The organism is Sphingomonas crusticola, from assembly GCF_003391115.1.
GTDB lineage: Bacteria > Pseudomonadota > Alphaproteobacteria > Sphingomonadales > Sphingomonadaceae > Sphingomonas_I > Sphingomonas_I crusticola.
Window position 1 is genome coordinate 887,975 of record NZ_QTJP01000001.1, and the last position, 21,427, is coordinate 909,401.

The following is a 21,427-nucleotide window of genomic DNA, read 5'->3' on the forward strand; positions in this document are numbered from 1 at the left end:
GGTCTGATTCCCTTTCGAGGCGACGCTTCGCCTTCGATCGGGCTCCTGATCCTGCTGCATTGCAGCGTGATGAAGCTAAAGTTGCGGTTGCGTTACGGTGTCGACCTCGCCCTAGTTTCCCCCGTCATTGAAGGCGAGGAGCAATCCAGGCCCGAACTGGATTGCTTCGTCACTCCCGCCCTCGCAATGACCGGCGTGAGTGGCATGCGCGTCGATATGGCCAGCCGTTCGTCTACCCCTGCCCGCGCCGGCTCGCCCGCGCCGCCTTGGCCTTGCCGTAGCGCGTCTGGCGCGTGCCGGGCTTGCCGAGCGTCGAATTGCCACGGATCGGTGCCTTATGCGCCGATGGCGGCAGGCCGAGCTCGTCCGCTTCCAGCTTGCGGATCTCATCGCGCAGCCGGCCCGCAGTCTCGAACTCCAAGTCTGCCGCAGCGGCGCGCATCTGCTTCTCGAGATCCTCGATATAGGCGCGCAAATTGTGGCCGACCATGTGCGGGCGGTCTTCGATCCCGGTGTCGACCGTCACCTGATCGCGCGACGACAAATGCCCGACAATGTCGGTGATGCCCCGACGGATCGTCTCAGGCGTGATCCCGTTGGCGGCATTGAACGCCTCCTGCTTCTCGCGCCGGCGCGATGTCTCCAGCATCGCCCGCTCCATCGATCCGGTGATATGATCGGCGTAGAGGATGACCTTGCCGTCGACGTTGCGCGCCGCGCGCCCGATCGTCTGGATCAGCGACGTCTCCGACCGCAGGAAGCCTTCCTTGTCGGCGTCGAGGATCGCGACCAGCCCGCATTCGGGAATGTCCAATCCTTCGCGTAGAAGGTTGATCCCGACCAGCACGTCATAGACGCCGAGCCTGAGGTCGCGGATCAGCTCGATCCGTTCCAGCGTCTCGACGTCGCTGTGCATGTAACGGACCTTCATACCCGCCTCGTGCAGGTACTCTGTCAGATCCTCGGCCATGCGCTTTGTGAGCGTCGTCACCAGGCTGCGATAGCCTTTGGCGGCAGTGAGCTTGGCCTCATGCACCAGATCGTCGACCTGGCTCTCGATCGGCCGTACCTCGACAGGCGGATCGATCAGCCCCGTGGGGCGGATAACCTGTTCGGAGAAGACCCCACCCGTGCGCTCCATCTCCCACGATCCCGGCGTTGCCGAGACATAGACCGATTGCGGGCGCATCGCGTCCCATTCGTTGAAGCGCAGCGGGCGGTTGTCGATGCACGACGGCAGGCGGAAACCATATTCGGCGAGCGTGATCTTGCGGCGATGGTCACCCCGCGCCATGCCGCCAATCTGCGGCACTGTCTGGTGGCTCTCGTCCACGAACAGCAACGCGTTCTCCGGCAGATATTCGAACAAAGTCGGCGGCGGCTCGCCCGGCAGGCGGCCGGTCAGGAAGCGGCTATAATTCTCGATGCCGGCACAGCTGCCGGTCGCCGCGATCATTTCCAGGTCGAAATGGGTGCGCTGCTCCAGCCGCTGCGCCTCCAGCAATTTGCCTTCGATCTGCAATTCCTTGAGCCGCTCGGCGAGCTCGAACTTGATCGCCTCGGTCGCCTGCTTGAGCGTGGGCCCCGGCGTTACATAATGGCTGTTGGCGTATATCCGCACTTCCTTGAGCGTCGCCGAGGTCTTGCCGGTCAGCGGATCGAATTCCGTGATCTGCTCGATCTCGTCGCCGAAGAAAGACACGCGCCACGCACTGTCCTCGTAATGCGACGGGAAAATCTCCAGATTGTCGCCGCGTACGCGGAAATTGCCGCGCTGAAAGGCCGCGTCGTTGCGTTTATACTGCAGCGCGACCAGCTTGCGGATGATCTCGCGCTGATCGACCGTCTGGCCGGTCTTCAGGTCGAAGATCATCGCCGAATAGGTCTCGACCGAGCCGATACCGTAGAGGCACGATACGGACGCGACGATCAGCACGTCGTCGCGTTCCAGCAAGGACCGCGTCGCCGAATGGCGCATCCGGTCGATCGCTTCGTTTACCGAGCTTTCCTTCTCGATGTAGGTGTCGGAGCGCGGGACATAGGCCTCAGGCTGGTAATAATCGTAATAGCTGACGAAGAACTCGACCGCATTGTCGGGAAAGAAGCTCTTGAACTCGCCGTAGAGCTGCGCTGCCAGGATCTTGTTGGGCGCAAGCACCAGCGCCGGGCGCTGCAAGCTTTCGATCACCTTGGCCATGGTGAACGTCTTGCCCGATCCGGTCACGCCGAGCAGCACCTGGTCGCGCTCGCCGCCGCGCGCCTGCTCCACCAGCTCGGCGATCGCCGTCGGCTGGTCGCCGGCGGGTTCATACTCGGCCACCAGCCGAAACGGCTTGCCGCCCTGGCTTTTCTCCGGCCGCTCGGGCCGATGAGGAATGAAGCTTTGCCCCGTCTCGGGCTCGTCGAGGCTGGTGCGGATCTGGATCGCCATAGACTCGCTATATGGGTGCTGGACGCGCTTTGTTCCAGCGCTACAAGGCGCAACCGTGCCCTTCGATCTTAGCGCCTACCTCGCCCGCACGGGCCTCGCCGTCGCGCCGCCCCCAACCGCCGAGGGGCTGGCCCTGCTCCAGCGCGCGCATCGGCTGACGATCCCGTTCGAGAATCTCGATGTGATCCTTGGTCGCGGCATTGCGATCGATAGCGATTCGGTGTTCGCCAAGCTCGTGACCGCCCGCCGCGGCGGTTATTGCTTCGAGCAGAACCGCCTGTTCGGCGACGCGCTCGATGCGCTCGGCTTCGTCGCCCGCCCGTTGCTGGCGCGCGTCTGGCTCGGCATCCAGGGTCCGCCTCCGCCCAAGACCCACACGCTCAGCCTCGTCACGATCGACGGGCAGTGCTGGATCGCCGACGCTGGCTTCGGCGGTTCCTACGCCCCCCCGATGCCGCTTGCCGAGGGTGAAACCGCGGATGCACCGGATGGCGCCCGCTTCCGACTGATGCGCGACCCGCTGCACGGCTGGATGTTGGAGCGCGACGGTGATCCGGCGACGACGGATGGGCGGGGCGGCGGCACCGGTTGGCAGCCGCAATATAGTTTTAGCCTCGATCCGGTCTTCACCAACGACCTGATTCTCTCCAACCACTGGACCTCGACCGCGCCAGACAGCCGCTTTCGCAACGTCCGCATCGCCAGCATCGTCCTGCCGCAGGGCTTCGCCAGCCTGACCGACGCCGCCTATCGCCGCCGCAATGGCGATAAGGAAGCGTCCGGCGAGATCGGCGATCCGCGCGTCTACCGCATGCGCCTCAGCCTGCTGTTCGGGATCGATCTAGCGGCTGAGGATGTCGCCGCGCTGGGGCTGTTTCCCGCCGCATGAGCGAGCCGGTGCGCCTCCGGTCGATCCTCGGCGGCGCGGCGGGCAATCTGGTCGAATGGTTCGACTGGTACGTCTATTCGGCCTTCTCGCTTTATTTCGCCAAGACCTTCTTCCCGGGCCAGGATCAGACCGCCCAGTTCCTCGCCACCAGCGGCATCTTCTGGATCGGCTTCCTGATGCGCCCGGTCGGCGGCTGGCTGCTCGGGCGGATCGGCGACCGCCATGGCCGGCGCACCGCGCTGGCCTGGAGCGTGGGGATGATGGGCGGCGGCGCGCTGCTGCTTGCTGCCATTCCCAGCTATGCGACGATCGGCATCGCCGCGCCGGTCTTGCTGATGTGCGCGCGCATCGTCCAGGGCCTCAGCCTCGGCGGCGAATATGGGGCGGCGGCGACCTATCTCAGCGAGATCGCGCCGGCCGGCAGCCGCGGTTTGTGGTCCAGCTTCCAATATGTCACGCTTTATGGCGGGCAATTGCTGGCGCTCGCGTTCCTGCTTGGCCTGCAGGCAAGCGGCATCGGCGATGCGGCCTTGTCGGAATGGGGCTGGCGGCTCGCCTTCGTCGTTGGCGCCGCGCTCGCGCTCGGCGTCTACCTCCTCCGCCGCGGAATCGACGAGACGCCGGCGTTCACCGAGGAGGCCGCGCCCGCGCGCCGCGCCGGGGGCATCGCGGAATTGTGGTTCAATCATCGCCGCGCGGTATTGATAGCGTTCGGGCTGGCGGTCGGCAGCAACGTCGCCTTCTATACCTACACCACCTATATGCAGAAATATCTGGTGGTGACGTCGGGACTGACAAAGCCGCTTGCGAGCCAGATTTGTGCCGTGGCCACCATCGTCGCGATCCTGCTCCAGCCTGCGCTGGGTGCCTTGTCCGATCGCATCGGCCGCAAACCCCTGCTCTACTGGTTCGGGATCGGCGGCATCGTCGGCACGGTGCCGCTGATGACGGCGATCGGACGCACGCACGATCCGCTCGTCGCCTTCGCGCTCGTGCTCACCGCGCTCGTCATCCTGTCTGGTGCGACCGCCACCAACGCTATCGTCAAGTCCGAGCTGTTCCCGCCGCACATCCGCGTTCTCGGGGTCGGCCTCCCCTATGCGATCAGCCAGTCACTGTTCGGCGGTTCCGCCGAAACGGTCGCGCTCGGCCTCAAACAGGCGGGGCATGAAAATTACTATTTCTGGTACGTCACCGCGATGATCGGCGTAGCCCTGATCGCCACGATCGCGATGCGCGAGGAGAATAGCCGATGGCGCTGACGCTCTACTCGCACCCATTTTCGTCCTATTGCCAGAAAGTGCTGACGGCGCTGTGGGAGAATGACACCCCCTTCACCTACCGCCATCTAGAGGAGCCGGGCGCGGCGGAAGAGCGCGCGGCCTTGTGGCCGTTCGGCCGCTTCCCCGTGCTAGTGGATGACGGCCGCACCATCGTCGAATCCAGCATCATCATCGAGCATCTCGACCTACATCATTGGGGTCCGATGCGGCTGCTGCCCGATGACCGCGATGCGGCGCTGGAGGTTCGCTTCATGGACCGTTTCTTCGATCACTATGTCATGACGGCGATGCAGAAGCCGGTGTTCGAAGCGCTCCGTGAGGACGGCACGCGCAGGGACGAGGCGATGTCGGAAGCGCGGCTGGCGCTCGACACCGCTTACGCCTGGCTTGAACAGCGGCTGGCCGGCCGCACCTGGGCGGCGGGCGCCGACTTCACCATGGCAGATTGCGCCGCGGCGCCGTCGCTTTTCTACGCCGATTGGGTCCACCCCATCGGTGCGGAATTCCAGCAAGTGCGTGCCTATCGAGCACGCCTGCTGGCCAGACCCGCCTTCGCCCGCGCGGTGGAAGAGGCCCGCCCCTATCGCGGCTATTTCCCTCTCGGCGCTCCCGATCGCGATTGATGCGTACCAAGTTGAGCACCTGTTCCAGGAAGGCACGTTTCGCTTCGCTGCAGGAGGCGCTGCTGTACGCGGAGCGCGCCGCCCTGTCGCTGCGGCCCTACCGCTGCGACCGCTGCCGGCTGATCCACCTTACCAGCCGTACCAAGGGCAAGTTTTTGCCGCGCGGCGCCGGCCCTTCTCAATAGTTAAGCGTGAAGTCCATCAGTCCGCCGACATAGGCGATCCAGACCGTAGCCAGCAGGACAAAAGCGACCAGAATGCTGCCGGCCTTGATGATCCGGCTCCGTCGTGAGCGCAGTGACAATCCCATGTTCCACAGGCCCAGGATCGCGCCCGCGATAGGCACGATCGCGGCCACCTGAAGCAGGCGAATGACCGGATCGAGCGAGCCTGTATAGAACACGACATCGCTGCTCAGGATCGGCTTCAGGATGATGAACCACGCCAACAGATAGAGGAGGTCGGCGATGGTCGCGATCCGTGTCAGCCGCCGGATCAGCAAAGGCCGGCCGGACAGGCTCGACGGCTGGCGATAATAACGACGCGCCGCCTCGGCGATGAGCCAGGCGACCGCAGCGGCGATCAAACCGAACAGCGCGAACAGGAAGATCGGCAGGTTGAGCCCCGCATTCCGCTTGAGCGGCACCGCCTGCAGCACGCCGGCGGGATTATGGCCGTCAACGATCGTCTTAATGCCGCCCACGTTGGTAAGCTGGAGCAGGCGCGTGCCGCCGACTTCGCGCCACACATAAGGCGAGACCTCGCGGAACGCCTTGCCGGGCGCGGACGAGAGGCTGATCGTGTCGTCGGGATTGATGCCCACCACATCCTGCCCCTGCAGCACATAGAACAGGCTGATGAATCCGGATTGCACGCGGCGCGACGTTTCATAACGCCCCGCAATGTCGTGGCCATGGGCTTTGGCGGTCGGCAGCGCGCGCGGCTCGGCCAAAGGCGGCGCGGGAAAATAGCGGTCCAGAAAAGCCTGCATCAGCCGCTCGCGAACGCCGTAGGTGGCATCCCCCTGCCCGCGGCTGTTGAAGTTGACGAAGATGCCAACACCCTCCTGCGGGAGGATCTCCAGGTCACTGTGGAACAGGACGGTGTCGCCGCCATGCTCCAGCACCAGGCGGCCGTTACGCTGCCCGCGAAAGAAGCCATGCGCCATCGTATCGAAGCCGTTGGGCAGCACGATCGAAGGGCTGTGCATCAGGCGCATCGTTTCGGGCCGCAGGATTTGCCCCGTGCCGGCGCGGCCTTCCTGGAGATGGGCCAGCATGAACTGCGCCATGTCGGCCGCGGTCACGCTGAGCGCGCCCGCGGGAGTCTGGGCGACCAGTTCGAACGGCCGCGGCCCTTCGCTCGCGCTGCGATAGGCGTTGGACGCCTGGCGGGCGAGCGCCGGCGGCAAAGGCTGTGCGAACGTCGAGTGGTTCATGCCGAGCGGCGTCAGGATGTGGTGCGCGACATAGTCCGCGAACGGCTCGCCCGACACGCGCTCGACTATATAACCGGCCAGTGTCGCACCATAGTTGGAATAAGCCGGCACCGTGCCCGGGGCGTACAGCACCGGCCGCACATGCTGCTTGAGCAATTGACCGAGCGGCTGAAGCTGTTTCGGGTCGGAGACGAGAACGTCCTTGAGACCCTCCTCGAACCCGGTCCGATGCATCATCAGGTCGTTGATTGTGATCGGCCGCCCGTAAGGCTCCGGTACCTTGAAATCGAGGTAGCGGTTGACGTCGGCATCCAGGTCGATCTTCCCCTGCTCGACCAGCTGCATCACCGCCGTCCAGGTGAACAGCTTCGAGACCGAGCCCGCACGCACCAGCGTCCTTTGCCCGTTCATCGGCGCCTTGGCGGCGACGTCGCCATAGCCATAGCCTTTGGCGAGCAGGACCTTTCCGTCCTTCACCACCGAGACCACCGCCCCCCCAATGTCGCCCTGCTCGAGCGCGGCGGGGATCATTCCGTCGAGCCAGCTTTCGAGATCGGTGGCATCGAGCGGATGGACCGGCTGCTGCGCGGACGTAGGATCGTCTTGCGACGGTTGCACGGACGTCGGCGGGGCGAGCGGCGCTGCGGCCCGCGGTTGCTGCGACATCGCCTGTCCCGCCATGCCGACGATCCCGCACACGACCAGTATCTGGAGCAGCCCCGAGGTCGCCGCGGCGCGGAAGCGGACATTCACCCATCCCGCCACCTTACGGGTCCAATACATTACCAAGGCTCGCGCTTGCCGCATGATGGCCGTCCTGACATTCCGCAGATTGATCATGGCAATTTCCTTGCATTTGGCGGTCAAGACGCGCGGGAATAAAACGAACGATCGTCCATTTTTCCGATTTGGTCAAGAGGTGTATTAGGTGCGCATGACAGGAAGCAGGAGCCGCTGATGCCCAAGAGGCCGCCAGAGCATATGGAGGCGCAGCGCGAACGGATCCTGCGCGCGGCGCTGCGCTGTATCAGTGACCTCGGCATCGAGCGGGCCTCGATCGCGGAGATCCGCAAGCAGGCTGGGCTAAGCGCGGGCGCGCTCTACACACATTTCGCCAACAAGGATGCGATCGTTGCTGCGGCGTTGCGCTTCGCGTCGGTCAAGGAAGCCTATCTCCCGGAAACCTGGCCCGAATTCGCCGCGGCAGTCGCCAGCATGGCGGGCGATGACGGCTTCGATGCCGCCACGGTCGCGCGCATGCAGCTCCAGGTCTACGCCGCCGGCATCCGCCCGGGCGCGCAGCACGATCTCCTCAGGCCGATCATCGCTGGCGCGCTCGACCTTGTTGTTAGCCACCTTTCCGCCATGGAGCGGGAGGGCCGCGTCAGGCTGCGCATGAGCCCCCTGAAAACGGCCCTCGCGATCGGCGCGATCCGCGACGGCATTGTGTGGAGCGGCCTTGCGCTCGATCGCGCGTTCGACGAGATCGAGGCGGACATCGTCGCAGCGATCTCCTGCCTGACCGAGCCGCTGCTCACAGACTGAAATGATGCGAGACCAGCGTCCAGTCGGCCCCGTTGGTTGCATCATAATAGGTGTTCTGCGCCCACCCACTGCCGGTCGATTGCCATACTGACACCGCCCCGTCCGAGTTGCGCCACAGTACATCCGAGAGCCCGTCGCCGTTATAGTCGCCAACCTGCGCAACCTGCCAGCTTGCCGCGGCGCCTGCGTTGAACTGGTTTTCCGCAAAACCGGCGCCCGTAGACGTCCAGACCGACAAGGCACCGCTATCATGGTGCCAGAGAATGTCGTCTTTGCCGTCGCCGTTGAAGTCGCCGAGACCGACCACGTGCCAGGCAAGGTCGATCGGGTTGCGTAACCAGCTATTCTCGCTGAAGCCCGCGCCCGACGCGGCGTCGGTCGCCGTCCAGGTTGAAAGCGAGCCGTCGGTGTTGCGCCACAGGATATCGGCACGGTTGTCGCCCGTGAAGTCGGCCAGTCCCTCCACAGTCCAGCTCTGGCCGACGCTGCCGTGATAATAGCTATTCTCGATGAAGCCGGTGCCGGTCGAATTCCAGGTCGAGATCGCGCCGTCCACGTGCCGCCACAACAGGTCGTCCTTGCCGTCGGCATTGAGGTCACCGACCGCCGCGATGGTCCATTCCGTCGCAATCGGTCCGTGATTGTAGGAAATGGGGGTGAAACTGGTGTGTCCCTGATTGTCGGTCACCGAGCTCGCCCCGTACAGACCGCCAGGCTTCCATCGCTGTTGCGCCAGAGGATTGACGCATTGGTCCCCGCGAAGTTCATCGTCTCGACCGCTTTCCAGGACGGGTCGACCGTCTGGTCATTGAACCTGCCCTTGGCCTCGAAATGGAGCGACCCGGAAGCCTCGTTCGCCAGCCAAGTGCTGGTCGCGCCCGACCGGTTCAGCCACAAGATGTCGCTCAGGTGCCCGCCATCGAAGTCGTTGGGCGTCCCGCTCCTGATGCTGAAGCCGGTCGAGAAGCTCATGGCGGCCAGCTCTTGCGTGGAATAAACGATCTTAGCCCCGGTCGCGGCCTGGACGACCGTCACATCGACGATGTGATAATCGCCGCGTTGCGCGGCCAGCGAGAACCCCGCTGCATCCACCAGCGTGAACGGCGGAACATAGTGGGAAAAGTCTACCGGATCCGAGGAGGCGACGAAGCGCAATGTCGACGTCAGCCCAGTGTCGGTGAGTATGGGCCGGTCGAGGTGAATGTCGACTTCATCGTTGCGATGGTAATTGCCGGTAAGAACGACGGCGGTCGGAAAGGCCAGGCTCCTATCGAGATAGAAGGCTTGGGGTAGCTCGAACCGCGTGAGAGGCGTCGGATTGTCAGCCATGATTGCTCCTGCACCGCTTCAATAACCGCGCCTGTTCCGGCATCGGATAGGCGGTGAAATGTAGGAGCGGGCTAGGTCACCTTGCTTGCGGCGGGCAGGACAAATTCGTGAATGGGCGAAAAGGCTAACGGGCGAGCGGCTGCCGCTCATCACGCCATCACTTAGCGCAGCGGCGCCACTTCCCAATTCTGACCGACCTCGATCGCGCGGAATCGCCCTCGCGCGATGCCGCGCGCCGCCAACGTCGCGTGCAACAGCTTCGGCGGATCGTACAGGCCTTCGCTCGACAGCTTGAACGTGCCCCAGTGCACCGCCAGCGCATTGGCCGCGCCCAGCTTCTGAAAGGCATCCACCGCCTCGACCGGGCCGATATGGTTGCCGCTCATCATCTCGCGCGGCTGGAATGCGCCGATCGGGATCAGCGCCAGGCGATAGGGGCCGTCCTTGGCATCTTCCACCGGCCAGCTGCCGTCGCCCGGGCCGGTGTCGCCCGCGAAGAAAAGATTACCGCCGGGCAAGGTCACCGCGAAACCGGACCACAAGGCGCGGTTCCTGTCCCTGATCCAGCGCGAGCCCCAATGATGAACGCGCTCGATCGTCACGGTGATTCCGGGCCGCACCTGGACTCGGCCGCCCCAGTCGCGTGCCACCGCCTGCACGCCGACGCTCTTCAGGATCGTGTCATTGCCCAGGCTGGTGACGATCAGCGGCCGGTCACGCGCCCATAGCCGCTTGAGCGTCGGCAGATCCATATGGTCCCAGTGATTATGGCTGACGAGCACAAGATCGATCTTCGGCAGATCGTCGAAGGCGATGCCCGGATCGCGCACCCGCTTCGGCCCGAGCAGTCCCCAGGGGCCTGCGCGCTCGGCGTAGATCGGATCGGTCAGGATGTTGATCCCACCCGCCTGCACCAGCACGGTCGAATGGCCGATCCAGGTGACGAACATGCGCTTGGGGTCGGCCTTGGCGACGCAGCGCGCCCAATTCTCAAGCGCGCGAGCCGGTTTGAGCGGGCAGGTCACCCCCGCGGACGCGGGATAGCCGGGCTGCGTCGCCACGTGCGCCGGCCAGGGCTCCTGGTCCTTGATCGTCATCATCCGCCACGCCATGCCGAGCGGCGTGCGCTTGCGCGCACCGCCGGTGCCCTGCTCACCGTCCGGATTGAAGAAACGCTGCCCGTCGAAATGGCCGCTGACCGGCCCGCGATAGTAGATGCGATCGAAGAAGGGCGGGATCACCACCGGCACCAGCAACAGCAGGATCAAGGTGGCGAGCAGCCCGCGCCAGATCCAGCTCCAGATACGCATCAGCACCGGCTTCATCGTGGCTGCACTAGCGCGCTACCAAAACAGGGCAATGGGCCAGTTAAAATAATCGGTCTCTTGACGTTCGGGCGAATCGTTGTGTAAACGCAATATATCGTCGTTCTGACCGATGGATGCTTAGTGATATACAACCGCATTGCCCTTTTCCGCGCCGAACGCGCCGTGTCACGGCGCGCCTTGGCGGAGGCGGTCGGCGTCAACAACCAGACGATCGGCTATCTCGAGCGCGGCGACTATAAGCCCAGCCTTGAGCTTGCGATGAAGATCGCCGCCTTCTTCGGTGTGCCGATCGAGCTGCTCTTTTCCTTCCAACCCTTCGAATCCGTCGCCGACGCGCTGCGCCGCGCGGCCGCGGTGGGAGAGTGATGCCATGACCTTGCTCGAGAAAATGGACCGCGCCGTCTACGCGACCGGCATCGACCGGCTAGTGTTCATGAAGGTGAAGCCGCGCACTCTGCGCTGGTCGCCTTTGCTGGTGATCGCGGCGATGGCCGTGGGCTATGTGCTGCTGGCACAGCCGATTCTCCCGCACGTTACGCACTTCATGGCAGGGGTAGGCCTCTTTTATGGAGGCTATCTCGGTGCGTTCATTTTCCGCATCTTCGGCCCGCGGATGGTGCCCTCTATCGATGGCCCGCTCGACGAACGCGAGTTGATGGTGAAGGCCCGTGCCGGTGCCGTGTCCAGCATCATCCTGACCGTGCTCGCAATGGCCGGCTGCTTCTACATGGCGGTCGCCGTCCCGCTCGGCGCCTGGCGCCCGCACGATCCCAATCATTGGGTCGCGCTCGCCTTTGCGTTTCAGGCCTGCTTCATGCTGCTGCCCACCCTGATCGCGAGCTGGCTCCAGCCACCCGCCGTAGCTGATGACGAGGACTGACCCGCTAAGACTCCGCTCGGTCATCGTCATGGCCGGAGGAACAGATGATCCACGCTCGGATCGCGCGCCAGCGCAGCCTCCACCCGCCTGCGCGCATCATAATAAGCCAGCCCCGGGTCGCGCGGATCTTTCGCCCGCAATTGCCGCGCCTGCGCGTCATCGACGGAGGAGGCGCCAGCGACATGATCGGCATAGCCCTCTACCTTCCAGTGCGGGAAAGCGATTGCCCGTGCCAGTCCGAAATGATCGGTGATCAGGATATGCGTCGTTTCATGCGCGAGCACGTCGTGCAGCGTGCGGATGCCGCCGATGGCGCGATGGTTGCGGGCGCGGTCCGCCGCCGGATCGGCATCGTTGACGACGATCAGGTTTCGCAGCGGCCGCCGGAATGCAACCGCGCCGCTCTGCTGAAGTGCGACCAGCCGCCAGCGCCAGCCGCCGCTTGTAAGGAAGATCAAGCGCGCGACAGGGCCCGTATAAAGGGGGCTTCGCGCCGCCAGCGCATCCGCCTCGTCGAGAATCGCGCCGAAATCGGCTGGCAGCGGTCGCTCTGACCGGACCACTGTCTGGCCGAAGCGCGCCTCATAGGGGAAACCCAGGACCTGCGGCGCGTAGGCGATCACCCCGGCCAGCGTCGCGATTGCCACCGCCGCCCGTTGGGCCATCTTGAATGTCGTCACATGTCCTCCACCCGTCGCCGAAGGTTCATGGGATCCACTGTAAGATCGCGCCCTGGCCCCTGCCTACCCAGTTCTTCGCACCCGCAGCGACGCGGCGAAAAACTGACTCTTTTGTGCCCGTCAAGCGGACAATCCGCTTTGTCATAAATTAAACATCTTGTGCGGATGAATCGGGAGTGACACTATCTGTTGTGTCGGGGCCAGGGGGCGCCGGCTTCAGATTGAGATTCACCGGAGCGATCACCATATCGTTTCCGGGAGAGCCCGCCCTGTGGAACATGGGGATGGAACGGGTTCGTGCGGTCTCGATCCTTGCCCCCTCTGGCGATGCGCTTAGCATCCGGGGGCAACGTCCCCCGAGTCGAACATTGGTGGAACGGGACAGGGGACAGGCGATGGACTTTTCGAGCAACAGCGAGCGGGAAGCGAACGATATGGCCACCCTTCTGGACGTTGCGGAAACCGCCGCGGCCGAGCCTGCCGCCACCGGCAGCAAGCGCCGCGACACGCCCTTCCCGCTCGACGTCGATCATTCGCGCGACGCGCTGCTCACCGAATTCGGCAAGGATACGCTGCGCGACCGCTATCTGCTCCCCGGCGAAAGCTATCAAGATCTGTTCGTGCGCGTCGCCTCGGCTTATGCCGACGATCAGGCGCATGCCCAGCGCGTCTACGATTATATCTCGCGCCTGTGGTTCATGCCCGCCACGCCGGTTCTCTCTAATGGCGGCACCGGGCGCGGCCTGCCCATCTCCTGCTTCCTCAATAGCGTCGACGACAGCCTCAACGGCATCGTCGACACCTGGAATGAGAATGTCTGGCTCGCCTCGCGCGGCGGCGGCATCGGCACCTATTGGGGTTCGGTGCGCGGCATCGGCGAGCCGGTCGGCCTCAACGGCAAGACCAGCGGCATCATCCCGTTCGTGCGCGTCATGGACAGCCTCACGCTCGCCATCAGCCAGGGCTCGCTGCGGCGCGGCTCGGCCGCGGTCTATCTCGACGTCGCCCATCCCGAGATCGAGGAATTCCTCGAGATCCGTAAGCCCTCCGGTGATTTCAACCGCAAGGCGCTCAACCTCCACCACGGCGTGCTGCTGACCGACGAGTTCATGGAAGCCGTGCGCAACGGCACGACCTTCGATCTCAAGTCGCCCAAGGACGGCTCGAAGCGCGGCGAAGTCGATGCCCGCTCGCTCTTCCAGAAGCTGGTCGAGACCCGGCTCGCCACCGGAGAACCCTATATCGTCTTCGCCGACACCGTGAACCGCGCCATGCCCAAGCATCATCGCGATGCCGGCCTCAAGGTCTCGACCTCCAACCTCTGCTCGGAGATCACGCTGCCGACCGGACGCGACCAATATGGCGAGGCGCGCACCGCCGTCTGCTGCCTGTCGTCCTTGAGCCTCGAGACGTGGGACGAGTGGAAGGACGAGAAGGGCTTCATCGAGGATGTGATGCGCTTCCTCGACAATGTCCTGCAGGATTTCATCGACCGCGCCGAGCCGGGCATGGAGCGCGCGCGCTATTCGGCGGAGCGCGAGCGTTCGGTCGGCCTCGGCGTGATGGGCTTCCACTCCTTCCTCCAGGCGCGCAACCTGCCGTTCGAAGGCGCGATGGCCAAGAGCTGGAACATGCGCATCTTCAAGCATATCCAGGCGCAGGTTAACGAAGCCTCGATGCATCTCGCCACGGAGCGCGGGCCTTGCCCCGATGCCGCCGACATGGGCGTAATGGAGCGGTTCAGCTGCAAGACCGCGATCGCGCCGACCGCCTCGATCAGCATCATCTGTGGCGGCACTTCGGCCTGCATCGAGCCGATCCCGGCCAATATCTATACCCATAAGACCTTGTCGGGCAGCTTCTCGATCAAGAATCCTTATCTCGAGAAACTGCTGATCGAGAAGTCGAAGAACAGCGACGCGGTGTGGAACACGATCCTCGAGCAAGGCGGCTCGGTCCAGCATCTCGATTTCCTCACGACCGAGGAAAAGGACATCTTCAAGACCAGCTTCGAGATCGACCAGCGCTGGCTGATCGAACTTGCCGCCGATCGCACGCCCTATATCGACCAGGCCCAGTCCCTGAACCTGTTCATCCCGGCCGACGTCGAGAAATGGGATCTGCTGATGCTGCACTTCCGCGCGTGGGAGCTCGGCATCAAGTCGCTTTACTATCTGCGCTCCAAGTCGATCCAGCGCGCCGGTTTCGCCGGCGGCGTCGAAGCCGACAACACGCCCGAGCTTCGCCAGATCGAGGTCGAAGCCAAGGATTATGACGAGTGTCTGGCCTGCCAATAATCCCCCGGATTCTCGGCTGATCGGCCGGCGCTCTGGCCTGAAGTCACCGACACGACCCTCACCCCGGCGCAGGGCTCCCCGCAACTAGTACTTTGCGGGGGCCCGCAGGCCGGGTCCATTCCGCGGCTAGGCTTGAGCCGATTATAGGCGCGCCTGCGGCCCGATCGACGCCAGCCTTCGCCGCAGACGGTCGTGAAGGGCATCCCAAAGGCAACGCCGTACGGAACATCGACCGGGCGCCCGCGCCCGCCCGATAATCCGTGGGCGGGCGGGCCCATTCACGCGCTCGCTCGTTGAGCGCGAATGTCAGAGAGCCGTGAATTGCACCAGACGCCCGAGCCGGAGATCGTCGTCGGCTCGCGCGAGCAACTTCTGCACCTCCTCGCGGAAGCGGCCGAGATCGAGCACACGTTGATGTGCAGCTATCTCTACGCGGTCTTCAGTCTCAAGCGCGCCGGCGAAGCCGGGGTCGGCGAGACCGAGGGCGCGGCGCTGGAGCGCTGGCGCAAGGCGATCCTCAACGTCGCGATCGAGGAGATGGGGCATCTCGCGATGGTGGCGAACCTCACCGTCGCGGTCGGCGGCCGTCCGCATTTCGGGCGGCCCAATTTCCCGGTCGCCCCCGGCTATTTCCCCTCCGGCGTCGCGGTCCGGCTGACCGGCTTCAACGCCGAGACACTGGATCACTTCATCTTCCTCGAACGGCCGCAAGGGGTCGAGGGCGCGGATAGCGCGGAATTCGAGCAAGACGATTATCGCCGCGAGCAGGCCCGTCCCGGGCTGATGCCGAGCGCGCAGGATTATGCGACCATCGGCTATCTCTACGAAGCGATCCGGTCGAACCTCGGCGCGCTCGATCGTGAGCTCGGCCGCGACGGACTGTTCGTCAGCGGGACCGCGGGCCAGATCGGCCGCGATGTGCTCGATCTCAAGGGCATCGAGCCGATCAGCGATCTGGCCGGCGCGCTGGCGGCGATCGACGTGATCGTCGAACAGGGGGAGGGTTCCGCGGCCGACCGCGAGGAATCGCACTATCGCAGTTTCCTCGGGATCAGGGACGAGTTGGAGGAGCTGACGCGTCAGGATCCCAGCTTCGTGCCCGCCTGGCCAGTCGCCGACAGCCCGGTATTGCGCCAGCCGCCCGAGCCCGAGGGCAAGGTTTTCGTCGATCATCCGGAAGCCGTCACGCTGCTCGATTTCGCCTGCGCCACCTACGGTTTGCTGCTGCGTTGCCTGGTTCAATGCTTTGCCCGTCCCGAAACTGAAGGGGCCGCGCCTAATGCGCTGATGGGGGCAGCGATCGAACTGATGCACGTCCTTGGCGAAACTGCCACCGCGTTGGCGCGCATTCCTGCCACTACGGGACACAACGGCGTCAATGCCGGCATGACCTTCACCATGCTGCGCGGCGTCGAGCCGTTGCTTCACGGCTCGGTCGAGCGGCGACTGCTGGTGGAGCGCGCCGTCGCCTTGTCCAACGCTGCCGGCGCACAAAGCGCGAAGGTCCGCGATGCGCTTACGCGAGCCTCGGACAGCCTTAGGGGCCTGGGCGGTTGATCGACGTGGCCGCCGCCGCCGAAGCGTCGATGTGCGCCATCCCCGATGCCCTGCTCCGCGACCCGCCGCCCGATCCGACCGCGCCGGCGCAGAGCTTGGCCCAGGCGATCCCGAGCGGCGGCGTCAACCTCAACGCGGTCCTCTACACCGCCAGCGGGCAAGGGCCGCACCCGACGATTCTGCTGCTCCACGGTTTGCCCGGCAATGAGCAGAATATCGATCTCGCCCAGTCTGCCCGGCGCGCCGGATGGAACGTGCTGACGCTCCATTACCGCGGGTCGTGGGGCAGCCCAGGCAGCTTCTCGTTTGACCATTGCCTGGAAGATGGCGCGGCCGCGCTGGCCTGGCTGCGCGCCCGTGCCTCCGGCCCGCGCATCGACCGCGACCGGATCGCGGTCGTCGGACACAGTATGGGCGGTTTCGTCGCGGCGCATCTCGCGGCGGCGGACCCCGGCCTGATCGGCGCGGGCCTCCTCTCGGGGGTCGCGCTGGGGCCTGTCTTCGGTGCCGCCGACAAGGACCGGGCAGTCGCGGTCGTCGACGAGAATGTCGGGACCAGCGAGGGATTACACATCCTGTCGGGCACCTCCCCCGGACGGCTCGCCGACGAGGCCGGCGCGCGGTCGGACCAATGGCGCCTCGAAACCTTCGCCCCCGCGCTTGCCGGACGGCCATTGCTCCTCGTCACTTCGGACGACGGATTTGCGCCCGGCAGCGATGCGCTTGCCCGCGCGGTCGCGCGATGTGGCGGCGGCAAGCTGCGGCAGGCGCATTTCCCGACTGACCATAGCTATTCGGATCACCGGATCGCGCTGCAGACCGAAGTGCTAACCTGGCTCCACCTCTGCGACCCACCCGCCGCCTAGTCCCGACCGCGTCTTCGCTCAGGCTGGGCTGAGCCGCCTGGCCATACGAAGCAGCGCCTGCACGCCGGTGCGGAACAGGATCAGGAGGAAGGTCAGCACGGTTGCGCTGAGACAGGCCTGCAATGCGATCGAGAAGAAGCGCTGGAGCCGCCCGAAAATGTCTCCTGCCCCGGCCGGTGGCGCACCCAATCCATTGATCAGCACGAACGTGACCGTTGCGATCAGCGTGTACAGGATCGCGGCTACGAAGATTTCGCGAATGACCACCCGTTGATCGGAAGTGATCGCGTCGAGCGCGAGCGTAGAGGCGAACAGCACCGCCACCATCATCACTCCGACCGAGGCGTTCCCGGTCGCGAGCCGCATGATCGAGGCGAGCAAGGTCAGCGCGACCACGGCCGTGCGGTACGCGATCAGCTTGCCGGCGACCGGATCGACCGGCCTCGCCACCGGCGTCGCCGGGCTGCCGCACAATTTACACGCCTTGCGGGAGGTCATCGAAACGGACGACCAATTGTTATCGAGCACGTCGTACATCAGCAGCTGGTCCTTGAGCGCTGCCCCCTGGCCAACCAATATCTTGAAGGCGTGCATCGCGATCATCGACGAGACGATCGTGGTGAGCGGCGCGAAGGTCGGCCCCGTGCCGTGGATGCGCGACAGCGGCGGTTCGTCGAGGCAGGCGAGGCAATGCGCGCCGACCCCCGGAATGTAGACCGGACCGACGACTCCCATATTGTCGAGGAAGCCGCCGGTGACATAGGGAATGCCGGCCTCGACGCAGACCTCGTTGACCCAATCGTTGGACTCGACCGGCGTGTCGATCGATTTCACGACCAGATGGTGCCCCGGCAGCAGCGTTCGGATGTCCTCGATCGTCTCGATCTTCTGAATGACCGGCGTGACGATGATGTTCGGGTTGAACGCGCCGATCCTCTCGCAGATCACTTCCACCTTCACCCGCCCGATATCTTCGGGCCAGTACATCAGTTGGCGGTTGAGATTGGATTCCTCGACCGTGTCGAAATCGACCACCGTGATCTGGCCGACGCCGATCGCGGCCAGGTTCCACAGGACGTGGCTGCCGACTGCGCCGGCGCCGAGCAGCAACACGTTCGCCTTGCCGAGCACCGCCTGGTCGCGCGCGGCATCGCCCGCGAAGAAGGACAGGAACCCCATCTGGCGCGAATAGCGGCCCTCGCGGGGCAGCGGCTTGCCGACGATCAGCACGCGCTTGCGGATCATCTCCTCGATGCGATCGGCCGAAAGGAAGCCGCGCAGGCGGTCGCGGTCGATCTGCTCGGCAGTCGTGAGATAGTCGATCAATTCGCGGTTGCGGTTCGACAACGTGTAGCGCAGCCGCGGGCTGGCATTGATCACGAACTGATTGCCGACTTCGGAGATGAAGGCATAGGGGTTGAGCGTCAGCTGCTCCATCTCACCGTACCCCGCTGCTGCGCAGCATGCGCTGCGATATCAGCACCATCGCCACCGCGAACAGCGCTACCGCGCCGGCGTTGGCGACCCATGCCCCGCTCCACGGCAGCACGAACCCGCGCACGGCGTTGACCAGCAGGAAGATGATCGCGGTGATGAACAGGTTGCTCACCGCGAAATACAGGATGTTGATCAGCCGTACGTCACGCCGCGTGAGGATCGCCATGCGGCTCGTGACCGCGAATTTCGGGTCGCCGAGCATTTCGCACAATATGTAATAGCCGTCATATTCGACGAACGGGATCAGGTTGAACAAGGCGAACATCAGGTTCGCCACGATCACGATCGCCGCGAGGCTGGCGACCGTCTGGCTTGGCGAAATCACCAAGATCGCCAGCGCGAAGAACAGGATCGCGTTGTTGCAGAGGATACCGGCAACCAGCACTCTGATCCGGTCGTCGCGCTTTGCCAGCAGGTTGATGCCGCTGACGTCGGCGTAGAAGGCCGGGTAGAACAGCATGAACATGAAGCCGATTACCGGGACATGTACGCCATGCGCCTTGGCCACCAGCGCGTGCGACATTTCGTGCAGCATGCCCGACACGATCACGCAGGCCACGAAGAAGGCGATGTGCGACGGCGAGAACAGCATCGTCGCGTTCAATTCGTTGACCCGGGTCCAGGTCATCCCGATCATCGCCAGATTGGCGAGCACGAGGAACGGCGTCGCCATGAACAATATCGCCGAGTAGATCTTGCAGAAGAGCAGGGACCGGTCGAGCAGAGCGTCCGGATTGAACAATTTGGTCTTGATCTTGAGCGGATCGATCTTGCGCGGCGCTTCGGATCCTTCGATCAGCTGCATCCGGCGCAAATGCCCGAGAAAATCGTCGAAATATTCCATCGGCACGATCTTGCGGAGATCGTCGCTCGACGCCTGCCCATCGAAGCGGCGGAGCCAGTCGACCTCTTGCCGGCCGAGCTTGAAATGGCGCGCGGTATTGGAATCGTAGACGTGGAAGAGATTGTCGTTGATCGGAAAAAACGAAACGCTCGGCTTCAGTCTCGGTATCATCTGCGATTTTCCGCCCCACCCCCAAGGAAAGGGTCAGCCGTCCCGGAAGGATGGCTGACCCTTTGCATCACCGATATCTGCTGTGATCCGTGGGGATCTCAGCAGCCAAAAGCGATGGCAAGACCGATGCCGACACCGGTGAAGAAGCCGGCGACGAAGTCGGAGACGGGTGCTTCGACCGACTGGATTTCTTCCATAACCATATCGATTTCCCTCTGTTAAGTGCTACCGCTGTTGATCGGCGTCGTTATTACGACGTGAACAGCAGAACGACCGCGACACCAGCTGCAACACCGGCGATGTAGGCGAGGTCGGAAGGCGCTTCTACTGCGTTGATCTCTTCGATAGTCATGTAAACCTCCTTTTACACCGGAAAGCACCCCTTGCCTCCGCTGCAATTAGGAAATGATCATAGCCAAATCGCGGAATCAAACGCCGTTTTGTCGATTTTGGTTAGATATTTCTTACAAGCAAAGTTTCATCATCGATAAATATTGTTCGATGACGACCTTGGGACTGTTCGTCTGTTCGCGCGCCGGCGAAGTCCGCCGCCGATAATAAGGTTTGCGGTTTCCAAGACTAAGCCCAGCCGCCAGCGCGATCCGATATTGGATCGTTTCTGGCTCGTTTCGATCGGAAACGCATTTGCGAGCCACCGGCTGGATCGGCGCCGACCACCGTTACTTATCTAATTAAATCGCAGAGATACAAATACCTCTCTAGGTTTAATCCAAAATGGCTTTAGATTGATCCAATGTCAGCCGAATCGAATACTATGCTTGACTATGGATGTTTCTGTCCTTGATCATGATAAGTGACTTTGTAAAGCCTGCACTACTTAAGGGAAAGGTTGGTTGTCATGGTCGGCGCCGCCAAACGAAGGTATAGACGTTCATTTGTCGCCCTGAGTTTGATCTATCTCATCGTCCTGGTCGGTGTTGATCAATTGTTCCGCGATGGTCTGCTGGACGGCGCCGCCGCTTATGTCGCAGCGATCCTGCCGGCGCTGCCGATCATTGCCATGTTCGCCGCGATCGGCCGCTATCTGACCGAGGAAGACGACGAATTCGTGCGCCTCCTGATGGTCCGCCAGACCTTGGTGTCTTGCGGCTTCGCGCTCAGCGTCGCCACCATCTGGGGGTTTCTCGATTCGTTCGGCCTGGTCTCGCGCGCGGATGCGCATTGGGTCGGCCTCGCCTGGTTTGCCGGTCTCGGCGTCGGCGCTGTGTTCAATCGCGCGACCAACCGGGCCATTGCATGATCAACCGGCTCAGGGTGTTGCGCGCAGAACAGGGATGGAGCCAGGCCGATCTCGCCCACCGGCTCGCCGTGTCGCGCCAGAGCGTCAATGCGATCGAAACCGGCCGCTACGACCCGTCGCTGCCACTGGCGTTCAAGATCGCCGAACTGTTCGGCCTTGCGGTCGAGAACGTCTTCACCAGCCCGACCCGGCAAAGTTGAGCCGTGGCCGCGCCCCATCCCCCGCCCCCCCTCATGGAGAGCCTGACGTGAGAAGATTGTCCCTGTTGTGCATCGCCGCCTGCCTGGCGCTCGCCGTCAGCCAATATATCGTCCGGTTCGAACACGGTACCTTGCTCGGCGTCGATCAGGACGGGTGGGGCGGCTTCATCCAGGGTCTCGGGCTGGGCGTGTTGATCCTCTTCTTCTGGCGCCGCAGATCCTCGCCCGCTGCCTGAGCGGCAGGACCGCTCAGCCGGCACAGATCTCCGCACCGCTCATCCGCACATCATAGGTCTTCTGGGGAAAGG

The 21,427-nt window shown here is 63.9% G+C and carries 20 protein-coding genes; 12 read left to right on the plus strand and 8 right to left on the minus strand.

What is annotated here, in order from left to right; genetic code table 11:
* Positions 1-232: 232 nt before the first annotated feature.
* Positions 233-2,431 (minus strand): excinuclease ABC subunit UvrB, encoded by a 2,199-nt coding sequence (gene uvrB, locus DX905_RS04270; protein WP_116090248.1) that lies wholly within the window; start codon positions 2,429-2,431, stop codon positions 233-235.
* A gap of 55 nt (positions 2,432-2,486) precedes the next feature.
* Between uvrB and DX905_RS04275 the strand changes: the two genes are divergently transcribed.
* Genes DX905_RS04275 through DX905_RS04285 form a run of 3 tightly spaced genes read left to right on the plus strand, consistent with a single transcriptional unit; the run spans position 2,487 to position 5,226 of the window.
* Positions 2,487-3,320 (plus strand): arylamine N-acetyltransferase family protein, encoded by an 834-nt coding sequence (locus tag DX905_RS04275; RefSeq protein WP_240320714.1) that lies wholly within the window; start codon positions 2,487-2,489, stop codon positions 3,318-3,320.
* Positions 3,317-4,582 carry an MFS transporter gene (locus tag DX905_RS04280; protein ID WP_116090250.1) on the plus strand — a complete coding sequence of 422 codons (1,266 nt, stop codon included), beginning with the start codon at positions 3,317-3,319 and terminating at the stop codon, positions 4,580-4,582. The genes DX905_RS04275 and DX905_RS04280 overlap by 4 nt, the downstream gene beginning before the upstream one ends.
* Complete coding sequence (locus tag DX905_RS04285; protein WP_116090251.1) at positions 4,573-5,226, plus strand: glutathione S-transferase family protein; 654 nt, start codon at positions 4,573-4,575, stop codon at positions 5,224-5,226. The genes DX905_RS04280 and DX905_RS04285 overlap by 10 nt, the downstream gene beginning before the upstream one ends.
* A gap of 178 nt (positions 5,227-5,404) precedes the next feature.
* On the opposite strand, the gene DX905_RS04295 is transcribed toward DX905_RS04285, so the two are convergent.
* On the minus strand, positions 5,405-7,504 hold the full coding sequence (locus DX905_RS04295) for a serine hydrolase domain-containing protein (RefSeq protein WP_162875454.1): 2,100 nt from the start codon (positions 7,502-7,504) through the stop codon (positions 5,405-5,407).
* A gap of 117 nt (positions 7,505-7,621) precedes the next feature.
* On the opposite strand from DX905_RS04295, the gene DX905_RS04300 reads away from it, so the two are divergent.
* Positions 7,622-8,209: a TetR/AcrR family transcriptional regulator gene (locus DX905_RS04300; RefSeq protein ID WP_116090254.1), complete on the plus strand. Its 588-nt coding sequence runs from the start codon at positions 7,622-7,624 to the stop codon at positions 8,207-8,209.
* Here the strand turns inward: DX905_RS04300 and DX905_RS04305 are convergent.
* The 3 genes from DX905_RS04305 to DX905_RS04315 all read right to left on the minus strand — a co-directional run bounded on the left by DX905_RS04305 (position 8,199) and on the right by DX905_RS04315 (position 10,848).
* Positions 8,199-8,897, minus strand: coding sequence for an FG-GAP repeat domain-containing protein (locus DX905_RS04305; protein ID WP_116090255.1), 699 nt, complete (start codon positions 8,895-8,897; stop codon positions 8,199-8,201). The two genes, DX905_RS04300 and DX905_RS04305, sit on opposite strands and share 11 nt — an antisense overlap.
* Positions 8,894-9,538, minus strand: a complete 645-nt coding sequence (locus DX905_RS04310) for a hypothetical protein (RefSeq protein ID WP_116090256.1) — start codon at positions 9,536-9,538, stop codon at positions 8,894-8,896. The genes DX905_RS04305 and DX905_RS04310 overlap by 4 nt, the downstream gene beginning before the upstream one ends.
* Before the next feature lie 161 nt (positions 9,539-9,699).
* The gene (locus tag DX905_RS04315) at positions 9,700-10,848 is read right to left on the minus strand and encodes an MBL fold metallo-hydrolase (RefSeq protein WP_116092320.1); all 1,149 of its coding nucleotides are present in this window, start codon (positions 10,846-10,848) and stop codon (positions 9,700-9,702) included.
* A gap of 138 nt (positions 10,849-10,986) precedes the next feature.
* Here DX905_RS04315 and DX905_RS04320 point away from each other — a divergent pair, with 138 nt between their 5' ends.
* The gene (locus DX905_RS04320) at positions 10,987-11,232 is read left to right on the plus strand and encodes a helix-turn-helix transcriptional regulator (RefSeq protein WP_205412189.1); all 246 of its coding nucleotides are present in this window, start codon (positions 10,987-10,989) and stop codon (positions 11,230-11,232) included.
* Between the two features lie 4 nt (positions 11,233-11,236).
* Positions 11,237-11,746 carry a hypothetical protein gene (locus tag DX905_RS04325; RefSeq protein WP_116090257.1) on the plus strand — a complete coding sequence of 170 codons (510 nt, stop codon included), beginning with the start codon at positions 11,237-11,239 and terminating at the stop codon, positions 11,744-11,746.
* 26 nt (positions 11,747-11,772) lie between these two features.
* Here DX905_RS04325 and DX905_RS04330 read toward each other — a convergent pair whose 3' ends face one another.
* Positions 11,773-12,426, minus strand: coding sequence for a hypothetical protein (locus DX905_RS04330; RefSeq protein WP_116090258.1), 654 nt, complete (start codon positions 12,424-12,426; stop codon positions 11,773-11,775).
* Positions 12,427-12,821: 395 nt separating this feature from the next.
* On the opposite strand from DX905_RS04330, the gene DX905_RS04335 reads away from it, so the two are divergent.
* The 3 genes from DX905_RS04335 to DX905_RS04345 all read left to right on the plus strand — a co-directional run bounded on the left by DX905_RS04335 (position 12,822) and on the right by DX905_RS04345 (position 17,146).
* Positions 12,822-14,723 (plus strand): ribonucleoside-diphosphate reductase subunit alpha, encoded by a 1,902-nt coding sequence (locus tag DX905_RS04335; RefSeq protein WP_116090259.1) that lies wholly within the window; start codon positions 12,822-12,824, stop codon positions 14,721-14,723.
* 303 nt (positions 14,724-15,026) lie between these two features.
* A complete protein-coding gene (locus DX905_RS04340) occupies positions 15,027-16,280 on the plus strand; it encodes a ferritin-like domain-containing protein (RefSeq protein ID WP_116090260.1) in 1,254 nt (417 codons plus the stop codon).
* 5 nt (positions 16,281-16,285) lie between these two features.
* Positions 16,286-17,146 (plus strand): alpha/beta hydrolase family protein, encoded by an 861-nt coding sequence (locus DX905_RS04345; protein WP_240320932.1) that lies wholly within the window; start codon positions 16,286-16,288, stop codon positions 17,144-17,146.
* A gap of 18 nt (positions 17,147-17,164) precedes the next feature.
* Here DX905_RS04345 and DX905_RS04350 read toward each other — a convergent pair whose 3' ends face one another.
* On the minus strand, positions 17,165-18,583 hold the full coding sequence (locus DX905_RS04350; protein ID WP_116090262.1) for a HesA/MoeB/ThiF family protein: 1,419 nt from the start codon (positions 18,581-18,583) through the stop codon (positions 17,165-17,167).
* Position 18,584: 1 nt separating this feature from the next.
* A complete protein-coding gene (locus tag DX905_RS04355) occupies positions 18,585-19,658 on the minus strand; it encodes a M50 family metallopeptidase (protein ID WP_116090263.1) in 1,074 nt (357 codons plus the stop codon).
* 859 nt (positions 19,659-20,517) lie between these two features.
* On the opposite strand from DX905_RS04355, the gene DX905_RS04365 reads away from it, so the two are divergent.
* From DX905_RS04365 to DX905_RS15950, 3 genes are read left to right on the plus strand one after another with little or no spacing between them, the layout of a single operon-like run.
* Entirely contained in the window at positions 20,518-20,919 is a 402-nt protein-coding gene (locus tag DX905_RS04365) for a hypothetical protein (protein WP_116090265.1), read from the plus strand.
* Positions 20,916-21,119: a helix-turn-helix transcriptional regulator gene (locus tag DX905_RS04370; protein ID WP_116090266.1), complete on the plus strand. Its 204-nt coding sequence runs from the start codon at positions 20,916-20,918 to the stop codon at positions 21,117-21,119. Before DX905_RS04365 ends, DX905_RS04370 begins: the two co-directional genes overlap by 4 nt.
* A gap of 47 nt (positions 21,120-21,166) precedes the next feature.
* Positions 21,167-21,355 (plus strand): hypothetical protein, encoded by a 189-nt coding sequence (locus DX905_RS15950; protein WP_162875455.1) that lies wholly within the window; start codon positions 21,167-21,169, stop codon positions 21,353-21,355.
* Positions 21,356-21,427: the final 72 nt, after the last annotated feature.

Bases quoted from the DNA above. Each gene is read 5' to 3' on its own strand.
- uvrB (WP_116090248.1), bottom strand. From the start codon at position 2,431: ATGGCGATCCAGATCCGCACCAGCCTCGACGAGCCCGAGACGGGGCAA.
- DX905_RS04280 (WP_116090250.1), top strand. From the start codon at position 3,317: ATGAGCGAGCCGGTGCGCCTCCGGTCGATCCTCGGCGGCGCGGCGGGC.
- DX905_RS04285 (WP_116090251.1), top strand. From the start codon at position 4,573: ATGGCGCTGACGCTCTACTCGCACCCATTTTCGTCCTATTGCCAGAAA.
- DX905_RS04295 (WP_162875454.1), bottom strand. From the start codon at position 7,504: ATGATCAATCTGCGGAATGTCAGGACGGCCATCATGCGGCAAGCGCGA.
- DX905_RS04300 (WP_116090254.1), top strand. From the start codon at position 7,622: ATGCCCAAGAGGCCGCCAGAGCATATGGAGGCGCAGCGCGAACGGATC.
- DX905_RS04310 (WP_116090256.1), bottom strand. From the start codon at position 9,538: ATGGCTGACAATCCGACGCCTCTCACGCGGTTCGAGCTACCCCAAGCC.
- DX905_RS04315 (WP_116092320.1), bottom strand. From the start codon at position 10,848: ATGCGTATCTGGAGCTGGATCTGGCGCGGGCTGCTCGCCACCTTGATC.
- DX905_RS04325 (WP_116090257.1), top strand. From the start codon at position 11,237: ATGACCTTGCTCGAGAAAATGGACCGCGCCGTCTACGCGACCGGCATC.
- DX905_RS04335 (WP_116090259.1), top strand. From the start codon at position 12,822: ATGGACTTTTCGAGCAACAGCGAGCGGGAAGCGAACGATATGGCCACC.
- DX905_RS04340 (WP_116090260.1), top strand. From the start codon at position 15,027: ATGTCAGAGAGCCGTGAATTGCACCAGACGCCCGAGCCGGAGATCGTC.
- DX905_RS04350 (WP_116090262.1), bottom strand. From the start codon at position 18,583: ATGGAGCAGCTGACGCTCAACCCCTATGCCTTCATCTCCGAAGTCGGC.
- DX905_RS04355 (WP_116090263.1), bottom strand. From the start codon at position 19,658: ATGATACCGAGACTGAAGCCGAGCGTTTCGTTTTTTCCGATCAACGAC.
- DX905_RS04365 (WP_116090265.1), top strand. From the start codon at position 20,518: ATGGTCGGCGCCGCCAAACGAAGGTATAGACGTTCATTTGTCGCCCTG.
- DX905_RS04370 (WP_116090266.1), top strand. From the start codon at position 20,916: ATGATCAACCGGCTCAGGGTGTTGCGCGCAGAACAGGGATGGAGCCAG.